Consider the following 20,183-nt stretch of genomic DNA (forward strand, 5'->3'; position numbering starts at 1 on the left):
AATAATTAGGGTGCAAAGTAACGGCGTGTGATGTTACCTTTGCTAAAATTTTTTTTCTTTTAAAATTTCTTCGCCATGGTAAATATTGAGATAAACCTTTCTGAGCCCGGATACGGCTTTGAAGCAACGGACAGCATGGGACATGTGGTAAAAATGGACACCAGTCCCGAAACAGGCGGTAATAACTACGGAGCCAGACCAATGCAGGTGCTTTTAATGAGTCTTGGCGGTTGTAGCGGCATTGATGTGGTAAGTATTTTAAAGAAACAGCGCCAGGATATTACCCACTTTAAAATGTTTGTAGAAGCGGAAAGAGAAACCGGTAAAGAGCCTGCCCTTTGGAAAAGCGCCAAAATAGTGTTTGAACTGGGCGATTCCGTAGATGAAGACAAGGCTAAACGTGCCGCTCAGCTCTCTATGGAAAAATATTGCTCCGTAGCTGAAACCCTCCGCAGAGCGGGTTGTGAGATTACGTGGGAAGTGAGAATGGTCGAGATGAATTAATAATTAATAATTAAGAATTAATAAGGCTGCGTGTTTACCAGTGTATGCCCTGTTAATTCACCATCCCTCACGACCAGTATGAAGACCGCTCTATTAATTATTCTTTATTAATTATTAATTAAAAAATGTCACATCATCCTATAACTAAAGTCATCCGTACACAAGTGCCGCGCACAGACGAGATGGAGCACTCTTCGCCTTTGTTTCTTACTAGTAGTTTTTGCTACGATGATGCGGAGGAAATGCGTGCGACATTCGCGGACGAAAACGACAACAATATTTATACGCGATTCAGCAATCCTAATGTTCAGGAGTTTACTGACAGAATGGTGGCGCTGGAAGGCACGGAAGCCGGCTTTGCAACTGCAAGTGGTATGAGCGCCATTTTTGCATCATTCATGACCTTTTTAAAGCAAGGAGATCATTTGATTTCCTGCCGCGCCATTTTTGGAAGCACGCATACCGTTATTACAAAGTATTTGTCCAAATATGGCATTGAATACACTTATGTGGATGCAAATGACGTGGCAAGCTGGGAAGCGGCGGTAAAGCCAAATACCAAAATGATTTTCCTGGAAACGCCCACCAATCCTGCACTGGAAGTGATTGACCTGGAAGCTGCCGGAAAATTTGCCAGGAAGCATAATCTTTTACTGAACGTAGACAATTGTTTTGCCACGCCGATCGCGCAGCGACCGATTGATTTTGGTGCAGACATTATCGTGCATTCTGCTACCAAATGGCTCGATGGGCAAGGACGTGTGCTCGGCGGTGTTGTATTGGGCAAGAAAGAATTGATCCATGAAGTGTACCTGTTTTGCAGAAGTACCGGACCATCTCTTTCTCCATTCAATGCCTGGATATTGAGTCGTAGCCTCGAAACACTGGAGGTCCGTATGGAGCGCCACGCCTCTAACGCACTGAAAATAGCAAAGGCATTGGAAGGGCATGAAAAAATAAGTTCTGTTCGTTATCCATTTTTGCAATCTCACCCTCAACATGAAATTGCGATGCGACAGATGACAAATGGCGGGGGCATTGTATGTTTTGAATTAAAGGGCGGCCTGGAAGCTGGCCGTAATTTCCTGGATGCTTTGCAAATGCTCACACTTACTGCGAATCTTGGGGATACAAGAAGCATAGCTTCGCATCCTGCAAGCACAACGCACGCTAAGCTTACCAATGAAGAGCGCGAAAAAGTTGGTATTACTCCGGGACTCATCCGTATTTCTGTTGGTCTCGAAAATGTGACTGATATTATGAATGATATATTGCAGGCGATAGATAGGAGCTAAGAAAGTTATGAGTAATGAGTTATAAGGTCCCCGTTCGCGGGGACTTTTTTTTTGACTTTTGACTTTTGATTTTTGACGTAATTGTGCCATTTTTTTCAAAATAGTCAACTGCCTGTCTGCGTAATTCCCCATTTTATCGATACATTGTACTTTACATACGACCCAGACCTAATTTTATGAAAACTGTCTGTTTTTAAAAGCCAGGCTACCTGTGATAAATTTTCCTTTCCTAAGACTTATCTTATTGCTAAAGAAAATGGTTTGTTAACCGGTTACTCGAAAGAGAATCTGTTTGTATTATTGGATAAATTGCTTGAATACCGTACTTGGTCATGAAGAAAATATATCTCTTTACTCTATTAATATTGAGCTTTTGGAGCACAAAGGCGCAGGACTTTTCAAACAAAGGAAAGGATTTTTGGATCGGGTATGGCAACCACGTCAAGATGTTCGCCACCAACGCAAATCAGCAGGAGCAGATGGCCCTCTACATCACATCTGATGTTAATACAACAGGTACCGTTTCTATCAGCGGGATTTTTAGCCAGAATTTTACAGTCACTGCCAATCAGATAACTGAGATAGCAATTCCTCAATCGGCGCGGCTGCTATCGGATGGACTTTCGAATTATGGCATTCATGTTACTGCAGCCAAAGCAGTGGTTGTGTACGCACACATATATGCGTCAGCAGTATCAGGCGCCACTGTTTGTTTACCCACAAATACCCTGGGGAAAGAATATTACTCCATTAACTACACACAAAAAAGCAATGAAGAACCGGCCTATTCATATTTCTTTGTAATTGCTACAGAAGACAATACAACGGTTGAAATTACCCCGGCACAGGCAACTATTGGCGGTTGGGCCGCAGGTTCTGTAAATACGGTGACATTGAATACCGGGCAGGTTTACCAGGTTCTTGCAAACAAGGACCTTACCGGTTCCACGATCAAGTCTATTGCCAATGGAACCGGAAACTGTAAACGAATAGCCGTGTATAGCGGAAGCGGAAAAGTTTACATTAGTACACCGGAAAATCAAGGATGTACCACTGCAGACAATTTGTTTCAACAAGTATATCCTACCAATACCTGGGGCAAAAAATATATAACTGTGCCCAGCAGTGGAAGGCCGCTCAATATCTACCGCATTATTAAATCGAACCCCGCTGCCCAGGTATATGTAAATGGGGCTGCAATATCCGCAGGCAGTTTTACCAACAATTTGTATTACGAGTTCTACAATAGTACCACTAATGTTATTGAATCCGATATGCCCATCATGGTGGCGCAATATTTCCCAACACAGGCCTGTAATGCAAACGGAGGAGGTAATGGAACAATAGGAACCTACAACGATCCAGAAATGATCTTCATAAATCCTGTTGAGCAAACCATCAGGCAGGTGACGCTAAACTCCACAAGTCATTATTTGATCAGAGAACAATATATCAATATCGCTGTGAAGAATGAAGGAGCGGCCCTAAGCAGTATGCGTTTAGATGGTAGTCCCATAGGCAACTATTTCAGCACATTGCCACAGGATTCAAAATACTCCTATGCGCAGATATCGGTAGGGCAGGGCACGCATAACCTCAACTGCGATTCGGGCTTTAACGCCATCGCCTATGGCATGGGAGACCACGAAACGTATGGCTATTCTGCAGGAACCAATCTCGTTGACCTTTACCAATTCATAACAATTAAGAATTCTTACGCAACGGTCAATTTCCCGGCGGCTTGTAAAGACGCGCCGTTTCAGTTTTATAATGTTTTTCCGTATCAACCGTTGAGCCTGAAATATCAGTTCAATGGCTTGTTTAATGATACCACGGTCAACAATCCTGTGTATGATTCTACATGGAGTGTTGGGGCAAAAACGCTTTATCGTTATAAGCTCGACAGATACTATACGGTTCATACACCGGCCACCTATCCGATATCGGTTATCGTAAACAATCCGACAGTAACAAATGGCTGCACCGGCGAGCAGCAAATAGATTATGATTTGGAAGTTTTTGATAAGCCCAAAGCTGATTTTTCTTATGACTTCTCCGGCTGCTTCAAGGATGTGGTAAGCTTCAAGGAGATTGCGGACCCAAATAACACACGACAATCAATATTGGTACACTGGGACATGGGACACGGAAAAATAATTGATACTGCAGGTCCAAACTATGTCTTTAAAGCCATTGGCGATTCCGTGGTCAAATATTCTTACATCACCGATGTAGGATGTTTGTCAGATACCGCGGTAAAAACGATTTCAATAAACCCTTTGCCGGTAGCACATTTTAGCACCTCGCTACCCTTGTGTGAAACCAAGGGGGTAACTTTCATTAATCAATCTACTGTACCCAAAGGAAATGTTACAAAATGGCATTGGAGTTTTGGAGACAATACAGATAGTTTGTTTGTGCAAACACCCACACATATCTACGCGAAACAAGGAAGCTATAATGTTTCATTGCTTGTTGAGTCCGACAGCGGTTGCAGGAGCAGCGTTCAAACGGTTCCCGTAACGGTTAACTATCAGCCGCTGGCGAACTTTGGCGCTCCAAGAAATTGCCTTGACGATGGTGTTGCAACTTTTACCGATTCGTCTTCGGTAGGGGATAATTCTACTTTAACCTACAAATGGGATTTGAATTACGGCACGTCTCCCGCAGGAACGTATCCAACAAATGCAAACCCGCAGTGGCACTATACTTCAGTGGGCAATTACCAGGCAAAACTTACCGTTACTTCAGACAAAGGTTGCACGTCTGACACGATAAAGAGCTTTACGATAAACGGTGCCGTAAAGGAGGCCAAATTTTCAATTAACAATACTAATTTTTGCAGCAATACGGCGCTTGACATTACCAATACTTCTCAGGTTATTTTTGGCAATATGGTAAAGCTTGAAATATGGTGGGATTATAATAATGATCAATCCGAAAAAACTACAGATGACTATCCGTATAACGGAAAAGTATATTCGCATTTATATAAAAGTTTTACTTCAGCCAGTGGTGAAAAGTCATTTGCTGTACACTATAAAGCTTACTCAGGAGCGACCTGTTTTGATGAATTTGACACAACCATTACTTTGAAGCAAACGCCTGTACTGGCATTTGATTCACTATCACCGATTTGCCAGGAGGCATCGCCAATAGTCTTAACTGCTGCATCTAACACCGATGGTTTTACCGGCACGGCAACATACGCCGGGGTTGGAGTTGTGTCGGGAAAAACATTTGATCCACACAGGGCAGGAGTGGGTAAGTTTCCAATCAAATTCACATTTGTAGCCAGCAACGGATGCAGTGCTGATTCAACACGTTTTATAACAGTTAACCCAACACCGATTATTAACGTACAGGCAAATATAACATCGCTTGAGGGGGGCACCACGTTGATGCCGGCGACTGCCTCCGGAAATAATTTATCGTATAGTTGGCAGCCACCAGTGGCAATGGAAAATAGTCATTCGCTCACACCAACTATTTCGCCATCCAATGATATTACTTATACACTCACTGCGACATCTGCCGATGGCTGCACGACCAGTGCGGATGTAAATGTAAAAGTGCTGAAGTATGTGAAGGTGCCGAACGCGTTCTCTCCAAATGGCGATGGCATTCACGATACATGGATCATTACCTCCTTGTCTGATTACCCGGGCTGTGAAGTAGAAGTCTATAACCGTTATGGTCAATTGGTGTATAGATCGGTTGGCTATGGCACCCCATGGAATGGAACTTTTAATGGCGCCAAACTGCCTGTGGGAACATACTACTGGGTCATAAAGCCGCACAATGGAAGGCAGCCGATAAGTGGGTATGTGGCGATTATAATGTAATTGAGAGTTGAGAATTGAGAGTTGAGAGTTGAAAATGCCTTGGCAGTTAGTGCATGACGCTTGATACTAAACGCTAAAAGGGTTCTGTTAGTGTTAAGCACTACGCAGCTTTCAACTAACTCTCCACTCTCAATTCTCCACTCTCATCCAAGTCCTACCTCATAATGCATTTCCGGAATCTCTACATCCGAAAACCCTTTCTTAATTAGCCTTTGTTTGAAATGCAGCTGCACTTCGTATTCGCCGTGAACAATGAATAATTTTTTTACCTGCTTGGGATCCTGGCAAGCAAGGAATTGAGAAAGGTCCTCATAATCGCCGTGGGCACTCATGCTTCTAACAGAAGCTATTTCCGCATGCACTTCATGTTCCACGCCAAAAATGGAAACCTCTTTTCTACCAGCTAATAATCGACCGCCAAGTGAATTAGGTTCGCAATAGCCAGTCATTAAAATTGTGTTGCGGCTGTTCTCGATGTTATTGCTGATGTGATGTTTCACCCTTCCTGCATCTGCCATACCACTCGCTGAAATGATTACACAAGGGGTCTTGCGGAAATTAAGCTGCTTTGATTCTTCCACCGATTTAATATATTTCAATCCTTTAAAACCAAATGGATCGTTATCTTTCTTCAGCAACTCTTGTATTGTTTTGTTGAAATAACGCGAATAGTGTTTTACCACTTCTGTTGCCTCAATACTGAGTGGACTATCAACAAAATAATCAAGATCAGGAAGGCGTCTTTCTATTTCAAGTTGATTAAGGTAATATAGAATTTCCTGCGTGCGGCCAACACTGAATGCAGGCATGATCAACTTTCCTTTTTTCTGCAAACAAGTTCTTTCGATCCAGTGTAACAATTGATCTGGTGTGGTAATTTCCATATCGTGCAAACTATTGCCATAAGTGGATTCTATGATCATATAATCCGTTTGAGGAAATTCTTCCGGTGATCGGAGGATCGCGTCACGATAACGTCCCACATCGCCACTAAAAGAAAGACGGCTGCTTTTACCATTCTCCTGTATGCGCAAATGCACAGCGGCACTACCTATGATGTGACCTGCATCTGTGTACATTACCTCAACATCTTCATCGATCCGGAACCACTGATCATAATCCACTTCATTAAAAAAAGGAAAACTATTCTTCGCGTCTTCGATTGTATAAAGCGGCTGTAAGTAAGGCGCACCCTGAGATGCACGCACCTTGTTTACATACTTTACATCGTCTTCCTGGATTTCTCCCGAATCAAGCAACAGCACCTGCGACAATTCTTTGGTGGCAGGTGTGCAGAAAATTTTTCCGTGAAAACCATCTTTGACAAGTTTTGGGATTAAACCACTATGGTCGATGTGTGCATGCGAAAGGATCAAGTAATTTACCTCCGCAGGATCGAAGCCCCATGTGCGGTTGAGCGCATCTGTCTTATCGCCCATACCCTGAAACATACCGCAATCCAGCAAATATTTTTTTCCATTCTTAAGAGTCAATAAATGTTTAGAACCCGTAACTGTTCTGGCCGCGCCGTGGAATGCTATTTTCATAAAAACAAGTTATAGTGAATAAAAAAAGTAAAAAAGTAAAAAAGTAAAAAGTAAAAAGTAAAAAGTAAAAAGTAAAAAGTAAAAAGTAAAAAGTAAAAAGTAAAAAGTAAAAAGTAAAAAGTAAAAAGTAAAAAGTAAAAAGTAAAAAGTAAAAAGTAAAAAAGCTTAAACATTAAACTGTCCTGTATGGGCAAAAATTGTCAACGATTTTTGCCTTTTTAATTTTGTCTTTTTACTTTAAACCCCCATGTAATATAAAACTCCGCAACTACCTCTCCTGCCTCATTTACGCCCGTTGATTTTACCCGTAATGTTTCTCCTTCACCAGATTGTTTTGCTTTGGCAATTGTGTTTTTAATTGCCTCGCCATCGTTGCAGGTGAACGTTGTAACGCCCGTTGCTTTTTTGGTAAAGCTCGCTTCCATGTTTCTTACAAGCATAGACACTGCAGGATCGGATTGATAGCAATGAGCCATTGCCAAAACACCCGTACTCAGTTCGCCCGCCATACCCAAACAAGCAAAATAGGTTGACCTGAATGGATTTTTTGAAAACCATTTGAAAGGCACGGTGACCGTACAGGACGATTCATCTGCGTGCTTTACGCGAACACCGCTGAAATAAGCAGCCGGCAAATTCGATAAAAGAAAAAGCTTGTACTTAAACGAATTGTTGACCAGTTGAAGAAACTTATTTTCATTTGGCATAGACAAGTTGTGAGTTATGAGTGATAAGTTCAAGATGCTATGGCATCAGGATTTTGTCCGTATTATAAGGCCTGACTCTTTAATTTTTCCTTTTGACTTAGTATTTGTATTGATTAGGATCGAGCGCTTTTACATTCCAGTTTTGGAGGAATTCCATCACTTTTGTTTTGTTGTAAGAATGCCCCTGTTCAAGGTACTCAGAATTTTGCGTATTCAATCGCTCTCCATTTTCATCCAGAATTACAAACACCGGGAAGCCGAATCGCTGCGGATATCCCAGCTTTTCCAGCATTTGAGTGTTTTTGTTTTCCTTGCTGTAGTTCAAATGATATACAACATAGTCCGCTTTAATAAGCGAATCTATTTGGGCATCTGCCGTGGTGAACTTGTAAAACCTTGCGCACCAAACGCACCAGTTACCGCCTATCTGCACGAATACATGTTTCTTTTCGTCTTTGGCCTGCCTGATGGCTTTGTTTAAAGCAAGCACCACATTTTCTGACGGCTTGTAAATATTGAAAGTAGAGTCTTGCGCAAATGCGAATGCAGAGTTTAGTAAGCAAATAACTAAAAGGGTTACAATCTGTTTCATCTCCTAAGTTAAAACAAGAACGAAGATGGAACGCAGATTTTCAAGATTTTCATGATTTGTTATGATTTGAAATTTAAAGCGACCTACTGCCAGTTAACCTCAAGTCTTAAATTTCAGTTTCACATTCAAATCAAAAATCACATTCAAATCATGACAATCATGAAAACCAGCGTTCCTGTATTTCTTATTGCTTGTCAATCTCCACCAAACAAGCAACTACCTGGTTATCTGTTGCAGGCACCGAGAATGCAATATTACCCTTTGAAGATGGCTGAAACCTTACATTTTGCACCAATGCTGAACCCAATGCTTTTGATAGTCTCGCACCATAATCCTGAGATGGATTTTGGGCAATGCTCGCGTTCAACTGGTTCCAGTTCAATTCTTTTTTACTTACCACAACGGCCATTATGTCTTTCGTGCCAATGCTATCCGGCTGCATGCTTTTATCTTTTGGAAACAAGCGATATCCTGCAATGCCACAGAATGGAGAGTATTTTGTTTTGGTAGGATCATCTTTTCTTGGATAAGGAAACAACGTATAAGAGGTGCCGTCGGTTTCTTTACCGAAAACATATACGTAACATTCAGTGCTGTTTTTAACTTCCATTTTAAAACGCGTCCCTCCTTTTTTTAACGGAGAAACGGTTTCAAATGTATTGCCGCCGGTTAGTTTTAAAGGAATATAGCCGCGGGCGATCGTACGTTTCTGGTTATTGTCGTACTGAACTTCTACAAGACCTACTTCGCAGGTAAGCGGTTCGTTTGCGGCAGCGCCAACTTTTTGCATCGGCTCAAGGCCGTATGCCTCACGAACAAAATATTTGAAATCGCCGTAACGCACCCATGCGAAACCATTATTTCCCCATTCAGGTCCCCAGCTGTTCATGATCAAAAATGAACCGCCATATTTTTTATCATCATAGCCCACCACACATTGTGCGTGGCCGCCAAATCCATTCATTTGCTGGTCACCCGGCGCCGGTGTCCACAGGTCCTTTCCCTTCATATCCTGCATATAACTTTGACCCACCATCATACCGATAACAACAGGTGCTCCTTGCGATAAATTTTCTTTGATGGCGCGAAGATCAATCACGTCATTTCTGTCACCAAGAGAAAGCCTGTTAAAGCCCCTCATTTTAAATTGGGAAGCATCCTGCATCTGCTGTTGAGATGGTTGCCTGCTACAGTTTTGGTCGGTGTAAGGAAATTGGTCGTAAGGTACAGCGCCTCTTTGCGTCATGAATTCCATAGCGCGGATGATATACGAACCTTCACAATTATCCAATCCAATTTGGTTATATAAAAACGCCGGACTGAATTTAACCGCATCGCCGGATTGGCCGGTTCTGCCAGATTCAAGAATACTCCTGGCGGCATAAGCGCTACTCCAGGCCACACAGCTGCCTTGTTTTCCCTGGTCGCCAACAGCGGGCGCAAACTTTTGGAGATTGGAGCTTTCCGGCAAAGGATTTTTGCTATCATCATCATCTAATGATTCATAGATGTTGGCCTTTTCAAATTGCTTCGGATCGAGAAAACCACCGGTAGCAAGACCGTTGGCAATTTGATTTGTAATCGCCCCGCCGCCAATGCCACAGCCACTTCCGCGGCCCAAAAGAAAATAGCCGCCTATCAGAATGAGTATCAAAAGAAAAATTCTCTTGCCTCTGAATAAACTTAACAATAAAGGTAACAACGCCAGCAAGCCACCGCCGCCTCCCCCAAAGCCACCACCACCGCGGCCGCCACCACTGTTGTCGTCATTGAATTGTTCTTCCGGCTGATCGTCTGTCATTCGAATTGGCATAGCTGTATTCTTTTTGGTAAAAAATAAAGGGTGAAGAAAGTTAAAAATTTTCTTTTAAACATTTCAATAAGGTCAAGAGTTTTAAATAGCGGAAATATATGTTTATCTTAAGCATAGGAATCAGAGTTGAAAAGACCACAAGTCAATTAATAATTAATAAAGAATAATTAATAAGGTTACTGTCGTTATAAGCTGTGGCTTTCTGTTTTTTGATGCCGCTAAACGCACGCAGAACGAAGTCTCGGACAGGTGAGTTTATTAATTCTTAATTATTAATTATTAATTCGCTACGCGGAAATATCATTCCACTCCTGGTTCACGGTAAACCTTTTAGTAACTAAAAAACCTGTTCTATGGCTTCAGCAAAAAAGAAAGCCGCTCCAAAGAAGAGCGCTGCTAAAAAAGCAATTGCCAAAAAGACTCCTGCTAAAAAAAGTGTTCCCGCCAAAAAAGCTGCTAAGAAGGCGGCGCCAAAGAAAACTCCTGCAAAAGGTATTATTGACAAAATTTTGAGAAAAAGACACACGATTTACATCGAGAGCGCTGCATTTTTTCCGCTTAGCAGTGCCACCGGATATGTAGATCATTTTCAAGACGGAAGATGCGCAGCGGTTGCGCCCGGAGATCTTAGTGTTGCATTGCCAATACCCGTGGGCGCAATACTAAAATCTATTTCTATTCACTACATGAATACTACCACAAATACTGTGATCGCATTCTTTTTGCGTAAGCATGCAAACAGGCATTCACCATCAGGTGAAATAGAGATGTCGTTCATTAATTTGCCTCCGGGCACATTGCCACCTGATAATTATCTAACAGTAACGGATACAACATTTCCAGATGGCGGAGTTATACAGGATAAATTCCTGCATTATATAACTATTCCCGGAACAGGAGATTTTCCGGGCGGTTTGAAAATTAGTGTGCGAGGTGTGAGCCTTGTGTATGATTTCTGATAAAAAAAACGTCCCGGTCATTTTGTGACCGGGAACGTTCTAAATCAAACCTTAAAAACAATACCCTTTTATTTTTTAATAACGCATTCAGCGATATTAACTTCTTCCATTAAATCATTATAGCCTACCAGTAAGCCCTGAACTTTAATATTATCACCGGTTTTAATGCCGCTTATTTTGCTGATATCTGTTGAATCAATATTGCATGCAATATTATTCAGTGAAACTGTAATGCCATCTACGTTTGTAACCTTTCCCTGTATCAGTACTGCTTGATTGATATACTTTCTCAGAGCCACTGCAGTATCGGTTTTGAATTCGCTTGAAAGCGTACTTGATGTAACCTCGTATTTAGCTTTTTCGGCGCCCACATTCCTGTGTGGTTTAAAGAAAACATACCATGTGGCCCAGCTGGCAACTGCAATGCCCATTGACAGAACGAGGAGTATAAACTTTTTCTTATTCATAACGGTTCGATGATTTTTTGTTACTTAATCTAACTCAAAAGTATACCCCATATTTCCTAAATTTTATAATAGCCCTCATTCCAAAAGATAACAATTGTCAGCGTTTTGAACTTCGTTTATACGTCTACAATCAGTTTTTTGGAAAATGGTTGTCATGAAAAACCGTTCTTCATCGTCATAGTTTTGTCATCACAAGTTCACGCTATTATTGCCTGCTTCTTGAAAAGATCATTCTCGCTTTCATACATCTCAATCTTTAAGTACAATGAAACGACATCTAATTACAATCAAAACACTAGCCTTTATGCTGTGCGCCGTGCTTATGTCTATAGTAGCGGTGCAGTGCAAAAAGGAAGGCAAAAATGCCTCTTCAATCTTCAGGGGTTTGGCATCCTCCGACATTGACTCAACAATTTTTTCGCCATTTTATGACACAACGGTTTTAAGTATTGCTACTGCGAAGTCCATTAACGACAGCATTATCACTACAGGTATTCAATCGATCATAAAAGCCAATTGTGCCAATTGCCACAATAACAACATTAAACCAAACCTGGTTACATTCAATGATATCAAGAGTTTGGTAGTGCCCGGAAATCCAGAAGCAAGCAAACTTTGGCAGGTAATCACCACAAACGATCTGAACAAAGCAATGCCACCTATCACAACTGAAAAAGCGGTCTCTACAGAAGACAAAATTTCAATCTACAACTGGATTAAAAATGGTGCTAATGAAACACCAGTTCTGGCTGATTATAGACCAACGGCAGTAAGGTTGATCACTGGTGGTTGTACTGCGGTATGTCATAACGACAAGGTTTGTGTTGGTAATTGGGCACGGAAGGGCAATGCGACTGATTTTGGAAGATCTCTTACCACGCTAGATACAATTAGTGCGCCAGTGCATGGAGCAATGCCGCCTAACCCACCTGGCTGTCTTTCTGTTAATGATACTTTAAACAAACGTATCTGGAAATCATATCAGGATAGTGTGATAAGGTATTTTACAAATTTGAGTAATACTGACACGGTAAGAAAATCACCTAGCAGTCCTCTTGATCCATTGAATAATTATAATAATCTCTTGTTTAATATTTGTTATCCAAATGCATTGAGATCAGTCACTACCACTAACAAGGTTACAAAGGATCTTTTTGTTTCGGCAACCTCTGGAAACAATAATTTGTTGGCGAAGGTTGATGCAACAATATCTTTTAAAGGTTTTGCGAAGTCTGGCAATATGGCTTCAGCAGACGGACATTTGAAAAGCTCCGAAGTAGCTATAATTAAAGGGTGGTATTTCTTGGATCCGAATATTCCTGACGTGTGGAAATATGGCAACGGCACTACGCCTGCTTTTAAAGATGCCCAAGGAAATCCTATCCTGAAAAAATAAGTTTAACAATACTTCAATTTTAAATAATGAAAAAATTAATGCTAGCAATGGTGGTATTATCTGGAATAGCCTTATATGCACCATCCTGCTATAATAATAAAGCAGATATAGTATTGCCGGATTCAACCATCTCTTTTACCAAATCAGTTGTGCCAATTTATGTGTCGGGAGGATGTGGTTGTCATAATACAGTTAAGCCTACAAACACCACTGGAAGCGATAATGCTGTAAGATTTTCCAATGGAGGCTATAACGGAAAAGACACTATTCTCTATGATGTGATACTGGGCAAAACATCGTTGATAGAAAGCTGGATAAACGGCGGTAAACACCCTGGCGGTGGCGATGTATACCTGACACCACAGGAAATAAGCGTTCTAAGAAGTTGGATAAATCAGGGCTCACCAGATGATAGAAGCAGCGGCGGAACTCCTACAAATGTGACTTATTCCAACACTATCCAGGCAATGGTGAGCAGCACATGTGCAGGCGGTTCTTGTCACACCGGCCTTGGTCCAACATTAACTTTTGCAAAACTCGTCGGAGATAAAGACAAACTAACAAGTATGGTAAGCTCAAAGGGTACTTCCGGACACCCTGGCGGAAAATTGACCCTTGGAAGTTCAACATGGGCCGCTATCAATGCATGGTTGTCTGCCGGTATGCCTCAATAATTAATCAGATTGTAAACAGTAATAAACTTTTAAAAACAGAATTATGAAACACATTCTTTTATTGACATTATCAATCGTTTTAGGCGTAAGCGTATTAAACGCTCAAACATATAAAACAAGAGATGGTTACCTGACATTCAATCCAAATAAAGACCAAAGTCACAAGGACTATGCCGCAGCTTCTAAAGAGGCAACAGCTGTGCTTAAGGTTGAAACTTCAGAAGTAGCACTGCTTGTGCCAATGAAAACTTTCCACTTTAATAATGCATTGTTGGAAGAACACTTTAACGAAAACTATCTGCATACAGATAAAATTCCAAATGCTTCTTACAAAGGCAAGTTGATTGGTTTTACAAAAGACATGCTGGCAAAAGACGGCACTTATAACATTTCATCTGAAGGTCAGATAACATTGCACGGTGTTACTAATTCGTTTAAATCTCCGGTAAAGCTTGAGGTGAAAAACAAAGTAGCAACATTCTATTGCGACTTTCCTATTCAGGCCGATAAATTCAATATCGAGATTCCTGCCGTAGTAAAACCAAAATTGGCAGATCAAACTCCAATCAGTGCTACCATTAAGTTTCAACTAAACCAATAGGGTTAAAATATTTATCAGGATGAAATGAGCCCCCTGCCCGATGGCGAGGGGCAAATTCCCTGCCCGACCAAAGTCGATCAGGCGGGCATCCGGCCAAAATAAAACGAATACGCAGATGAAAAGAATAACATTATTTACAGTACTATGCTTACTGCTTGGCCAGTTCAAAGCAGTGGCACAGGATGACTTGTTGGGAGATTTAGAGAAAGAAGACAGTGCGAAACCTAAACAGAACATAACAACAGGTACTTTCAAGTCAACTCGTGTAATCAACATGCAAAGTGTTGAGATAACCGGTAAGGGCAACCTGCAGTTCATGATCTCCCACCATTTCGGCAACATTTGGGAAAATGGCAAAGGTTGGTCCAATCTTGCCGAGTTCGCAGGCTTGAACGGTGGAGTTGCAAACACGCTCCTGTCACTCGACTATTCTCCTACAACCTGGGGCAACGTGGGTCTTGCAATGACAGGAAAAGCCCAGTATGAGCTATGGGGTAAACTAAAATTATTAAGACAACAAACTGGAGAACGAAATATTCCTGTTACACTCGATTGGTTTTCTACCATGCACATCGATTGTTCTGAAGGGCCAAGTCCGGAGGATTTCGTTTGGAACAGAATGTCATACTTGCATCAAATATTAATTGCACGTAAGTTCAGCGATAAACTTTCATTGCAGTTAACGCCTTCTTATGTACACTATAACTATACCCCATACTATGATTACAAAACATCAGGGGGGCATCAGGCAAATAACGTGTTCTCTGTAGGTATAGGCGGACGTTATAAGTTCACTTCAAAGAAAGCTTTGACATTTGAATATTCCCGTCAGTTGAATGGCTATAAAGATTTGTATTCTGCAGAAACAGGAGGCATGATTAGCTACAACCCTGATTTGATTTCACTGGGTTATGACTGGGATACAGGCGGGCACATTTTTCAATTCTATGTAAGCAGCACAACAGCAGCGAGCAACATTACGCAGCTGTCAAGAAATACAAGTGATTTCAAACAAGGTAATTTCTCCCTGGGCTTCACTATCAACAGAAGTTTCGGGTTAAAAAAAGTGGTAAAGACCGCTCCATAGGATATTGACATATGAAAAACAAAAAGGCCATGAGCGTTTCGCTTCATGGCCTTTTGTTGTTTTTATCTAGCTTCGTTTGTATTTCTTCGTGTACAATGTACGAGATGCTTTATCAGAAAGCGGTTTAATTGAATGCACTTCTGAGAGTTTAGATTAAACACGTGGACTCAATTTTAAAATCAGTGTAAATCAGTCCAATCTGTGTCATCTGCGTGCTCCCTACAACACCTCGATCTGATTTTTCATCAAATCCTCAAACACATCTCTCTTGCGGATCAAAATTGCTTCGCCATCTTTTACCAATACTTCAGCAGGTTTCAATCTTGAGTTAAAGTTGCTGCTCATTTCAAATCCATAAGCTCCTGCATTATAAAATACAAGAAAATCTCCCTCGCGCACTTCATTCAAAGCTCTGTCCCATGCGAAAGTATCTGTTTCACAAATATTTCCTACGACGGTGTAGATTCTTTCGTGGCCATTTGGATTGGTGATATTTTCAATGCGGTGATAAGCATCGTAGAACATCGGACGGATCAGGTGGTTGAATCCGCTGTTAACACCCACAAACACTGTCGCCGTAGTTTGTTTGATAACGTTTGCTTTCACAACAAAATAGCCGCTTTCGCTTACCAAAAATTTGCCCGGCTCAAACCAAACCTGGATTTTTTTGCCTGTTTCATTTTCATAGCTATGAAATGCTTCCGCTACTTTTTGACCAAGCAAATTGATGTCAGTTTGAACGTCACCTTCCTGGTAAGGAACCTTAAAACCACTTCCCAGATCGATGAACTCCAGTTCAGGAAAATGTGTTGCAAGTTCAAACATGATCTCAAGACCCTGAAGAAAAACATTCACGTCTTTAATATCACTTCCGGTGTGCATGTGAATGCCTCTTACGTGCAATTTGGTGCTTTTCACAACACGCTCGATATGGCGCATCTGGTGAATAGAAATGCCAAATTTGCTATCGATGTGACCGGTTGAAATTTTATAGTTTCCACCACCCATGATATGCGGGTTAAAGCGAATACAGATAGGATAGGAGTTGCCGAAACGTGTCCCAAATTTTTCCAGAATGGAAATATTATCAATGTTCAGGTGAACACCCAATTCTTTTCCTTCCACCACTTCTTCAAAATCAACACAGTTTGGAGTGAAAAGGATTCTGTCTGGTGTAAAACCAGCTTTTAAACCAAGCTTCACCTCGTTAATGCTCACGCAATCCAAAGAAGCACCGATGCTTTCTACATACTTCAGTACGTTTATGTTAGACAATGCCTTACATGCATAAAAGAAACGCGCATTAACATCCTTAAACGCGCTGTTTAGTTTGTTGTATTGTTCCTTTATTTTTTCTGCATTATACACATAAAGAGGCGTTCCAAACTGGTTGGCTAACTGTACTAAATACTCTTTGGATAAACTGGACATAATTGTTTTATTAAACCTATTAACTGAATAGAATTTGCGAATTTAAGAGATTTTAAGGCAAAGATGTAATGTGTGCCGGAGGCCGGCGTTGTTTTCAGGAGAATTTAGGCGATTCTACCTGGTTCAAATAACCCTCCGGATATTGCACATTTACCAGGAACAATGCTTGTGGAGGCACAGAGAAATCTGCCTGAGTGCAGTCCCTGGCCTCGATGATCTTTCGAAAATCATCGATGGAATACTTGCCGCGACCCACGCGCAGCATGGTTCCGGTGAGGGCCCTTACCATTCCGCGAAGAAAGCGGTTCCCTTGTACGTGATAAACAAGGCATCCGTTTTCCTCGATCCATTCGCTCACGGAAAGATTGCAATTGAAAGTTTTAACCTGTGTATTTCGCTTGGAAAAAGAAGTATAATCGGTGTATTCTTTTAAAACATGGGCCGCCAGTTTCAATTGACCTATATCAAGTGTGTAGGGAAAATAATAGGCCCTGTCGTGCAGAAAGGGATTTTTTTCACCGTAAATAAAATACTTGTACTCGCGGCTCAATGCATCAAATCTGCTGTGGGCGCCTTGTGGCATGGGGTAAATGTTTTTCACAACGAGATCTGCCGGTAAAATGGCATTCATTTTATAGACCGCACGTGGATTGATCTCATCTTCATAATCGAAATGAAAAAAATTCTGCAAAGCGTGCACGCCCGCATCGGTGCGGGAAGAGCCGGTCAGCTCAACGGGTTTTCTATGGATGATGCCAAAAGCCTTCTCCACTTCCGCCTGAACAGAATGCGCATTCTCCTGAATCTGAAAACCGCTGTATGCGGCACCGTTATATGCTACTTCTATGAAATACCTCATTCTAATTTAATTGAAAGTGGAAAATTGAAAGTTGAAAATGAAGAGCGCTTTTGGCGTTTTCTCTCATCATTTTCAATTTTCAACTTTCAATTTTCCATTACTCTATTCTTATTTTTTCCCCGAGATACCTCGGTTTCGTTCCAATCAAATAATCGATATAAGCCTTGCATCTTGCCAGCTTTTCACGTTGCTTGGTTTTAAAGCCGGCATACTTTACGACATCTTTTGCATTATAGCCGATGGCATCGATTCCTTCCTTTTCGGCAATGAAAATCGCTCTTTCGTTGTGAAACTGCTGTGAAATAACAGTTACGGATTGCTGACCGAAAATTTCTTTTAAACGCACCACCGAGTCAAAAGTTCTAAAGCCGGCATAATCAAGAATGATTACCGAAGAATCAATGCCTCTGCCAATAAGGTCATTCCTCATATCTTCAGGTTCATTGTACTCTTTACGGCCGTTGTCACCACTTATGACAAGATATTTTATTTTTCCCGCTTTCAGTAAATCGGCAGCAGCATCTATTCTGTATTGATAGTATAAATTGGGATAGCCGTTGCTTAGCAACTTAGAGCAACCCAGCAACAACCCCACTTTATTGTAGGGAATAGATGCGGTATCATTATACAACTTGTTACTTGCCGCGCTTTTGATACTGGCATTCGCAAGAAACACAAACGCTACTGCAATGACAACTGCGATTAGTGCAGCCCAAATAATTTTCTTTATCATGGAAAACGGCTTTTAAGTAGTTGAGAGTTGAGAATGGAGAGTTGAGGTTAAAAATTAAGAATTGAGAGTTGCTTGCAATTCTCCACTCTCCACTCTCCACTCTCAATTCTCAACTCTCCACTATCTTCTGATCATCGCTTTAAATCTGTCACGATAATAGTCAGATTTGAGCAAATCTTCAAGTGTAGAATAGTTATAAGTATCTAAAGTAAATGGATAGGCCGTTTCAAAAAGCTGGTACTTGCTCTCATCTTCGCCAAATAGCTCGCTGATGGCTTTAAGCTGCTTTACAGTAAAGCATTTCGATTTCAATAGTTTCTTGGTCGTTGCTATTTTTTCGTCAAGATCGTTTATGGATAAAAGCTTCACGCGAAGTTTATCAATGTCGGCGTCAGTCGCGGTGTTCCTGCAATCGGAGTTGTTGATTTGCGCAGTATGCGCGATTGGTTTTGCTGTCGCAGCTGTTGTGTCAGCAATTTCTTTTTTATGCGTGGTATCGGCCTTCACCGTTTCGGTTGGCGTTGCAGTCATTGGGGCAACCGCCACGCTAACAGCAGCCGGCGCCTGAACCGCCGTCTCTTTTGTCAAAGGTGTCGCAATTCTGATGGTATCCACCCCCGAATTTGTGCTATCAATATAAACTTCCTCTAAAGCTGTTTCACTGGACGAAACACTTATTTTCTTAACAGACGAAAGCATTGGCTTCGCTGGAAATACGGCGACTGCAGAATCGGTTTTAGCTGGGATTTTTGCAATTGCTGAATCTGAAATGACTTTTTTCTCTGCAGCCAAGGTATCTGTCTTTGTTGCAACTATTGGCTCAGCTGCAACCACTGCTGCTTTAGCCACTGTGTCGGCAACTTGTTTGCTTGCTTCCGTTGTTGTATTATTTGAGGTGGTTACCGCGGTAGTACCGGCAGCAACGGGAGCTACTGCTGTTTCCGTGCTCGGAGTTGGAGTCGTTACATTGCTTGCGGTCTGCGCTGCAGGCTGTTCCTTAGAAGCTAGTGCAGTATCAGCTTGCTTTGCAGCCTGTTGCGGAGCAACGGTCGCCGTTTGCGCAACTGCGGTTTGCGGCGTAACGCTTTCGTATAAAATGCTGGTGTCGTTCACTACATTGGATAATAGGACGGAAAAATTATCCGTCTTTCTCGTTCCGGAAATCATAGAATTGCCGCGCTCACTGTTGCGGTTCATCGTTGCTTCGGAGGTTTGGTAGTTTACCAGGCCCCATCCCTTATCGGCGAAATTTTTCAGTTGATAACCCGCATCTTTATTATAAATATTCAGGATGAAATTTTGCTCAGGGAAAGCGTTCCTAGGGAAGCCTATTACAAACTGATAAGCCTGTCCCTGTAAACCGGATAAAATAAGATAACCGTGATCACTGGAACTGTATGTTTTTCCATCCATCAAAAGATAAAATGGTTGGCTATTGTCTGTCTGTAAGTATATAAAATAATCTTTCTGAGAAAATGCGCCAAAGCCCGTCAAAAGGAACAGTAGTATTGCTAAACCTGATTTCATCCGTATATTTTATATTTTATTTTGGCCAGATGGAATTCGCCCCGCGCCATTCGGCAGGCGGGCCTCATTACATATTATCCAATGTTACAGCAAAACTACTTGAAAATGCAGTTTAGCTTGCCATTTACCATTTTTTTTAGAAAGAG

The 20,183-nt window shown here is 41.5% G+C and carries 17 protein-coding genes; 8 read left to right on the forward strand and 9 right to left on the reverse strand.

The annotated features are described in order from the left end of the window. The first annotated feature begins 75 nt into the window (after nucleotides 1-75). The 3 genes from KTO63_RS21495 to KTO63_RS21505 all read left to right on the forward strand — a co-directional run bounded on the left by KTO63_RS21495 (nucleotide 76) and on the right by KTO63_RS21505 (nucleotide 5,644). Nucleotides 76-504: an OsmC family protein gene (locus KTO63_RS21495; RefSeq protein ID WP_217794023.1), complete on the forward strand. Its 429-nt coding sequence runs from the start codon at nucleotides 76-78 to the stop codon at nucleotides 502-504. A 125-nt stretch (nucleotides 505-629) separates the two neighbouring features. Next, nucleotides 630-1,799 (forward strand): O-succinylhomoserine sulfhydrylase, encoded by a 1,170-nt coding sequence (locus KTO63_RS21500; RefSeq protein ID WP_217794024.1) that lies wholly within the window; start codon nucleotides 630-632, stop codon nucleotides 1,797-1,799. A gap of 332 nt (nucleotides 1,800-2,131) precedes the next feature. Then, nucleotides 2,132-5,644: a PKD domain-containing protein gene (locus KTO63_RS21505; protein ID WP_217794025.1), complete on the forward strand. Its 3,513-nt coding sequence runs from the start codon at nucleotides 2,132-2,134 to the stop codon at nucleotides 5,642-5,644. Nucleotides 5,645-5,787: 143 nt separating this feature from the next. Here KTO63_RS21505 and KTO63_RS21510 read toward each other — a convergent pair whose 3' ends face one another. The 4 genes from KTO63_RS21510 to KTO63_RS21525 all read right to left on the reverse strand — a co-directional run bounded on the left by KTO63_RS21510 (nucleotide 5,788) and on the right by KTO63_RS21525 (nucleotide 10,303). Next, nucleotides 5,788-7,191: an MBL fold metallo-hydrolase RNA specificity domain-containing protein gene (locus KTO63_RS21510; RefSeq protein ID WP_217794026.1), complete on the reverse strand. Its 1,404-nt coding sequence runs from the start codon at nucleotides 7,189-7,191 to the stop codon at nucleotides 5,788-5,790. A gap of 218 nt (nucleotides 7,192-7,409) precedes the next feature. Beyond that, entirely contained in the window at nucleotides 7,410-7,898 is a 489-nt protein-coding gene (locus KTO63_RS21515; RefSeq protein ID WP_217794027.1) for a DUF4442 domain-containing protein, read from the reverse strand. A 97-nt stretch (nucleotides 7,899-7,995) separates the two neighbouring features. Next, on the reverse strand, nucleotides 7,996-8,490 hold the full coding sequence (locus tag KTO63_RS21520; protein ID WP_217794028.1) for a thioredoxin family protein: 495 nt from the start codon (nucleotides 8,488-8,490) through the stop codon (nucleotides 7,996-7,998). Nucleotides 8,491-8,674: 184 nt separating this feature from the next. Next, a complete protein-coding gene (locus KTO63_RS21525; protein ID WP_217794029.1) occupies nucleotides 8,675-10,303 on the reverse strand; it encodes a C1 family peptidase in 1,629 nt (542 codons plus the stop codon). A gap of 353 nt (nucleotides 10,304-10,656) precedes the next feature. Between KTO63_RS21525 and KTO63_RS21530 the strand changes: the two genes are divergently transcribed. Continuing rightward, the gene (locus KTO63_RS21530) at nucleotides 10,657-11,262 is read left to right on the forward strand and encodes a hypothetical protein (RefSeq protein ID WP_217794030.1); all 606 of its coding nucleotides are present in this window, start codon (nucleotides 10,657-10,659) and stop codon (nucleotides 11,260-11,262) included. 68 nt (nucleotides 11,263-11,330) lie between these two features. On the opposite strand, the gene KTO63_RS21535 is transcribed toward KTO63_RS21530, so the two are convergent. Next, nucleotides 11,331-11,729 (reverse strand): OB-fold protein, encoded by a 399-nt coding sequence (locus tag KTO63_RS21535; protein WP_217794031.1) that lies wholly within the window; start codon nucleotides 11,727-11,729, stop codon nucleotides 11,331-11,333. A gap of 265 nt (nucleotides 11,730-11,994) precedes the next feature. Between KTO63_RS21535 and KTO63_RS21540 the strand changes: the two genes are divergently transcribed. From KTO63_RS21540 to KTO63_RS21555, 4 genes are all read left to right on the forward strand, one after another. Then, entirely contained in the window at nucleotides 11,995-13,125 is a 1,131-nt protein-coding gene (locus tag KTO63_RS21540; RefSeq protein ID WP_217794032.1) for a c-type cytochrome, read from the forward strand. A 26-nt stretch (nucleotides 13,126-13,151) separates the two neighbouring features. After that, a complete protein-coding gene (locus tag KTO63_RS21545; protein ID WP_217794033.1) occupies nucleotides 13,152-13,799 on the forward strand; it encodes a hypothetical protein in 648 nt (215 codons plus the stop codon). Nucleotides 13,800-13,842: 43 nt separating this feature from the next. Next, nucleotides 13,843-14,400: a YceI family protein gene (locus KTO63_RS21550; protein ID WP_217794034.1), complete on the forward strand. Its 558-nt coding sequence runs from the start codon at nucleotides 13,843-13,845 to the stop codon at nucleotides 14,398-14,400. Between the two features lie 115 nt (nucleotides 14,401-14,515). Continuing rightward, the gene (locus tag KTO63_RS21555; RefSeq protein WP_217794035.1) at nucleotides 14,516-15,487 is read left to right on the forward strand and encodes a DUF5777 family beta-barrel protein; all 972 of its coding nucleotides are present in this window, start codon (nucleotides 14,516-14,518) and stop codon (nucleotides 15,485-15,487) included. Between the two features lie 219 nt (nucleotides 15,488-15,706). On the opposite strand, the gene lysA is transcribed toward KTO63_RS21555, so the two are convergent. From lysA to KTO63_RS21575, 4 genes are all read right to left on the reverse strand, one after another. After that, nucleotides 15,707-16,918 (reverse strand): diaminopimelate decarboxylase, encoded by a 1,212-nt coding sequence (lysA, locus tag KTO63_RS21560; RefSeq protein ID WP_232373284.1) that lies wholly within the window; start codon nucleotides 16,916-16,918, stop codon nucleotides 15,707-15,709. Between the two features lie 94 nt (nucleotides 16,919-17,012). Further along, on the reverse strand, nucleotides 17,013-17,777 hold the full coding sequence (truA, locus tag KTO63_RS21565; protein WP_217794036.1) for a tRNA pseudouridine(38-40) synthase TruA: 765 nt from the start codon (nucleotides 17,775-17,777) through the stop codon (nucleotides 17,013-17,015). Between the two features lie 97 nt (nucleotides 17,778-17,874). Beyond that, nucleotides 17,875-18,510: a SanA/YdcF family protein gene (locus tag KTO63_RS21570; protein ID WP_217794037.1), complete on the reverse strand. Its 636-nt coding sequence runs from the start codon at nucleotides 18,508-18,510 to the stop codon at nucleotides 17,875-17,877. A 120-nt stretch (nucleotides 18,511-18,630) separates the two neighbouring features. Beyond that, nucleotides 18,631-20,037: a DUF4476 domain-containing protein gene (locus KTO63_RS21575; RefSeq protein WP_217794038.1), complete on the reverse strand. Its 1,407-nt coding sequence runs from the start codon at nucleotides 20,035-20,037 to the stop codon at nucleotides 18,631-18,633. Nucleotides 20,038-20,183: the final 146 nt, after the last annotated feature.

This window comes from Pinibacter aurantiacus (assembly GCF_019130065.1).
GTDB lineage: Bacteria > Bacteroidota > Bacteroidia > Chitinophagales > Chitinophagaceae > Pinibacter > Pinibacter aurantiacus.

What these genes read in the sequence shown, in the direction of transcription:
- KTO63_RS21495 (WP_217794023.1), top strand. Translation starts at nt 76, where the DNA reads ATGGTAAATATTGAGATAAACCTTTCTGAGCCCGGATACGGCTTTGAA.
- KTO63_RS21500 (WP_217794024.1), top strand. Translation starts at nt 630, where the DNA reads ATGTCACATCATCCTATAACTAAAGTCATCCGTACACAAGTGCCGCGC.
- KTO63_RS21505 (WP_217794025.1), top strand. Translation starts at nt 2,132, where the DNA reads ATGAAGAAAATATATCTCTTTACTCTATTAATATTGAGCTTTTGGAGC.
- KTO63_RS21510 (WP_217794026.1), bottom strand. Translation starts at nt 7,191, where the DNA reads ATGAAAATAGCATTCCACGGCGCGGCCAGAACAGTTACGGGTTCTAAA.
- KTO63_RS21515 (WP_217794027.1), bottom strand. Translation starts at nt 7,898, where the DNA reads ATGCCAAATGAAAATAAGTTTCTTCAACTGGTCAACAATTCGTTTAAG.
- KTO63_RS21520 (WP_217794028.1), bottom strand. Translation starts at nt 8,490, where the DNA reads ATGAAACAGATTGTAACCCTTTTAGTTATTTGCTTACTAAACTCTGCA.
- KTO63_RS21525 (WP_217794029.1), bottom strand. Translation starts at nt 10,303, where the DNA reads ATGCCAATTCGAATGACAGACGATCAGCCGGAAGAACAATTCAATGAC.
- KTO63_RS21530 (WP_217794030.1), top strand. Translation starts at nt 10,657, where the DNA reads ATGGCTTCAGCAAAAAAGAAAGCCGCTCCAAAGAAGAGCGCTGCTAAA.
- KTO63_RS21535 (WP_217794031.1), bottom strand. Translation starts at nt 11,729, where the DNA reads ATGAATAAGAAAAAGTTTATACTCCTCGTTCTGTCAATGGGCATTGCA.
- KTO63_RS21540 (WP_217794032.1), top strand. Translation starts at nt 11,995, where the DNA reads ATGAAACGACATCTAATTACAATCAAAACACTAGCCTTTATGCTGTGC.
- KTO63_RS21545 (WP_217794033.1), top strand. Translation starts at nt 13,152, where the DNA reads ATGAAAAAATTAATGCTAGCAATGGTGGTATTATCTGGAATAGCCTTA.
- KTO63_RS21550 (WP_217794034.1), top strand. Translation starts at nt 13,843, where the DNA reads ATGAAACACATTCTTTTATTGACATTATCAATCGTTTTAGGCGTAAGC.
- KTO63_RS21555 (WP_217794035.1), top strand. Translation starts at nt 14,516, where the DNA reads ATGAAAAGAATAACATTATTTACAGTACTATGCTTACTGCTTGGCCAG.
- lysA (WP_232373284.1), bottom strand. Translation starts at nt 16,918, where the DNA reads ATGTCCAGTTTATCCAAAGAGTATTTAGTACAGTTAGCCAACCAGTTT.
- truA (WP_217794036.1), bottom strand. Translation starts at nt 17,777, where the DNA reads ATGAGGTATTTCATAGAAGTAGCATATAACGGTGCCGCATACAGCGGT.
- KTO63_RS21570 (WP_217794037.1), bottom strand. Translation starts at nt 18,510, where the DNA reads ATGATAAAGAAAATTATTTGGGCTGCACTAATCGCAGTTGTCATTGCA.
- KTO63_RS21575 (WP_217794038.1), bottom strand. Translation starts at nt 20,037, where the DNA reads ATGAAATCAGGTTTAGCAATACTACTGTTCCTTTTGACGGGCTTTGGC.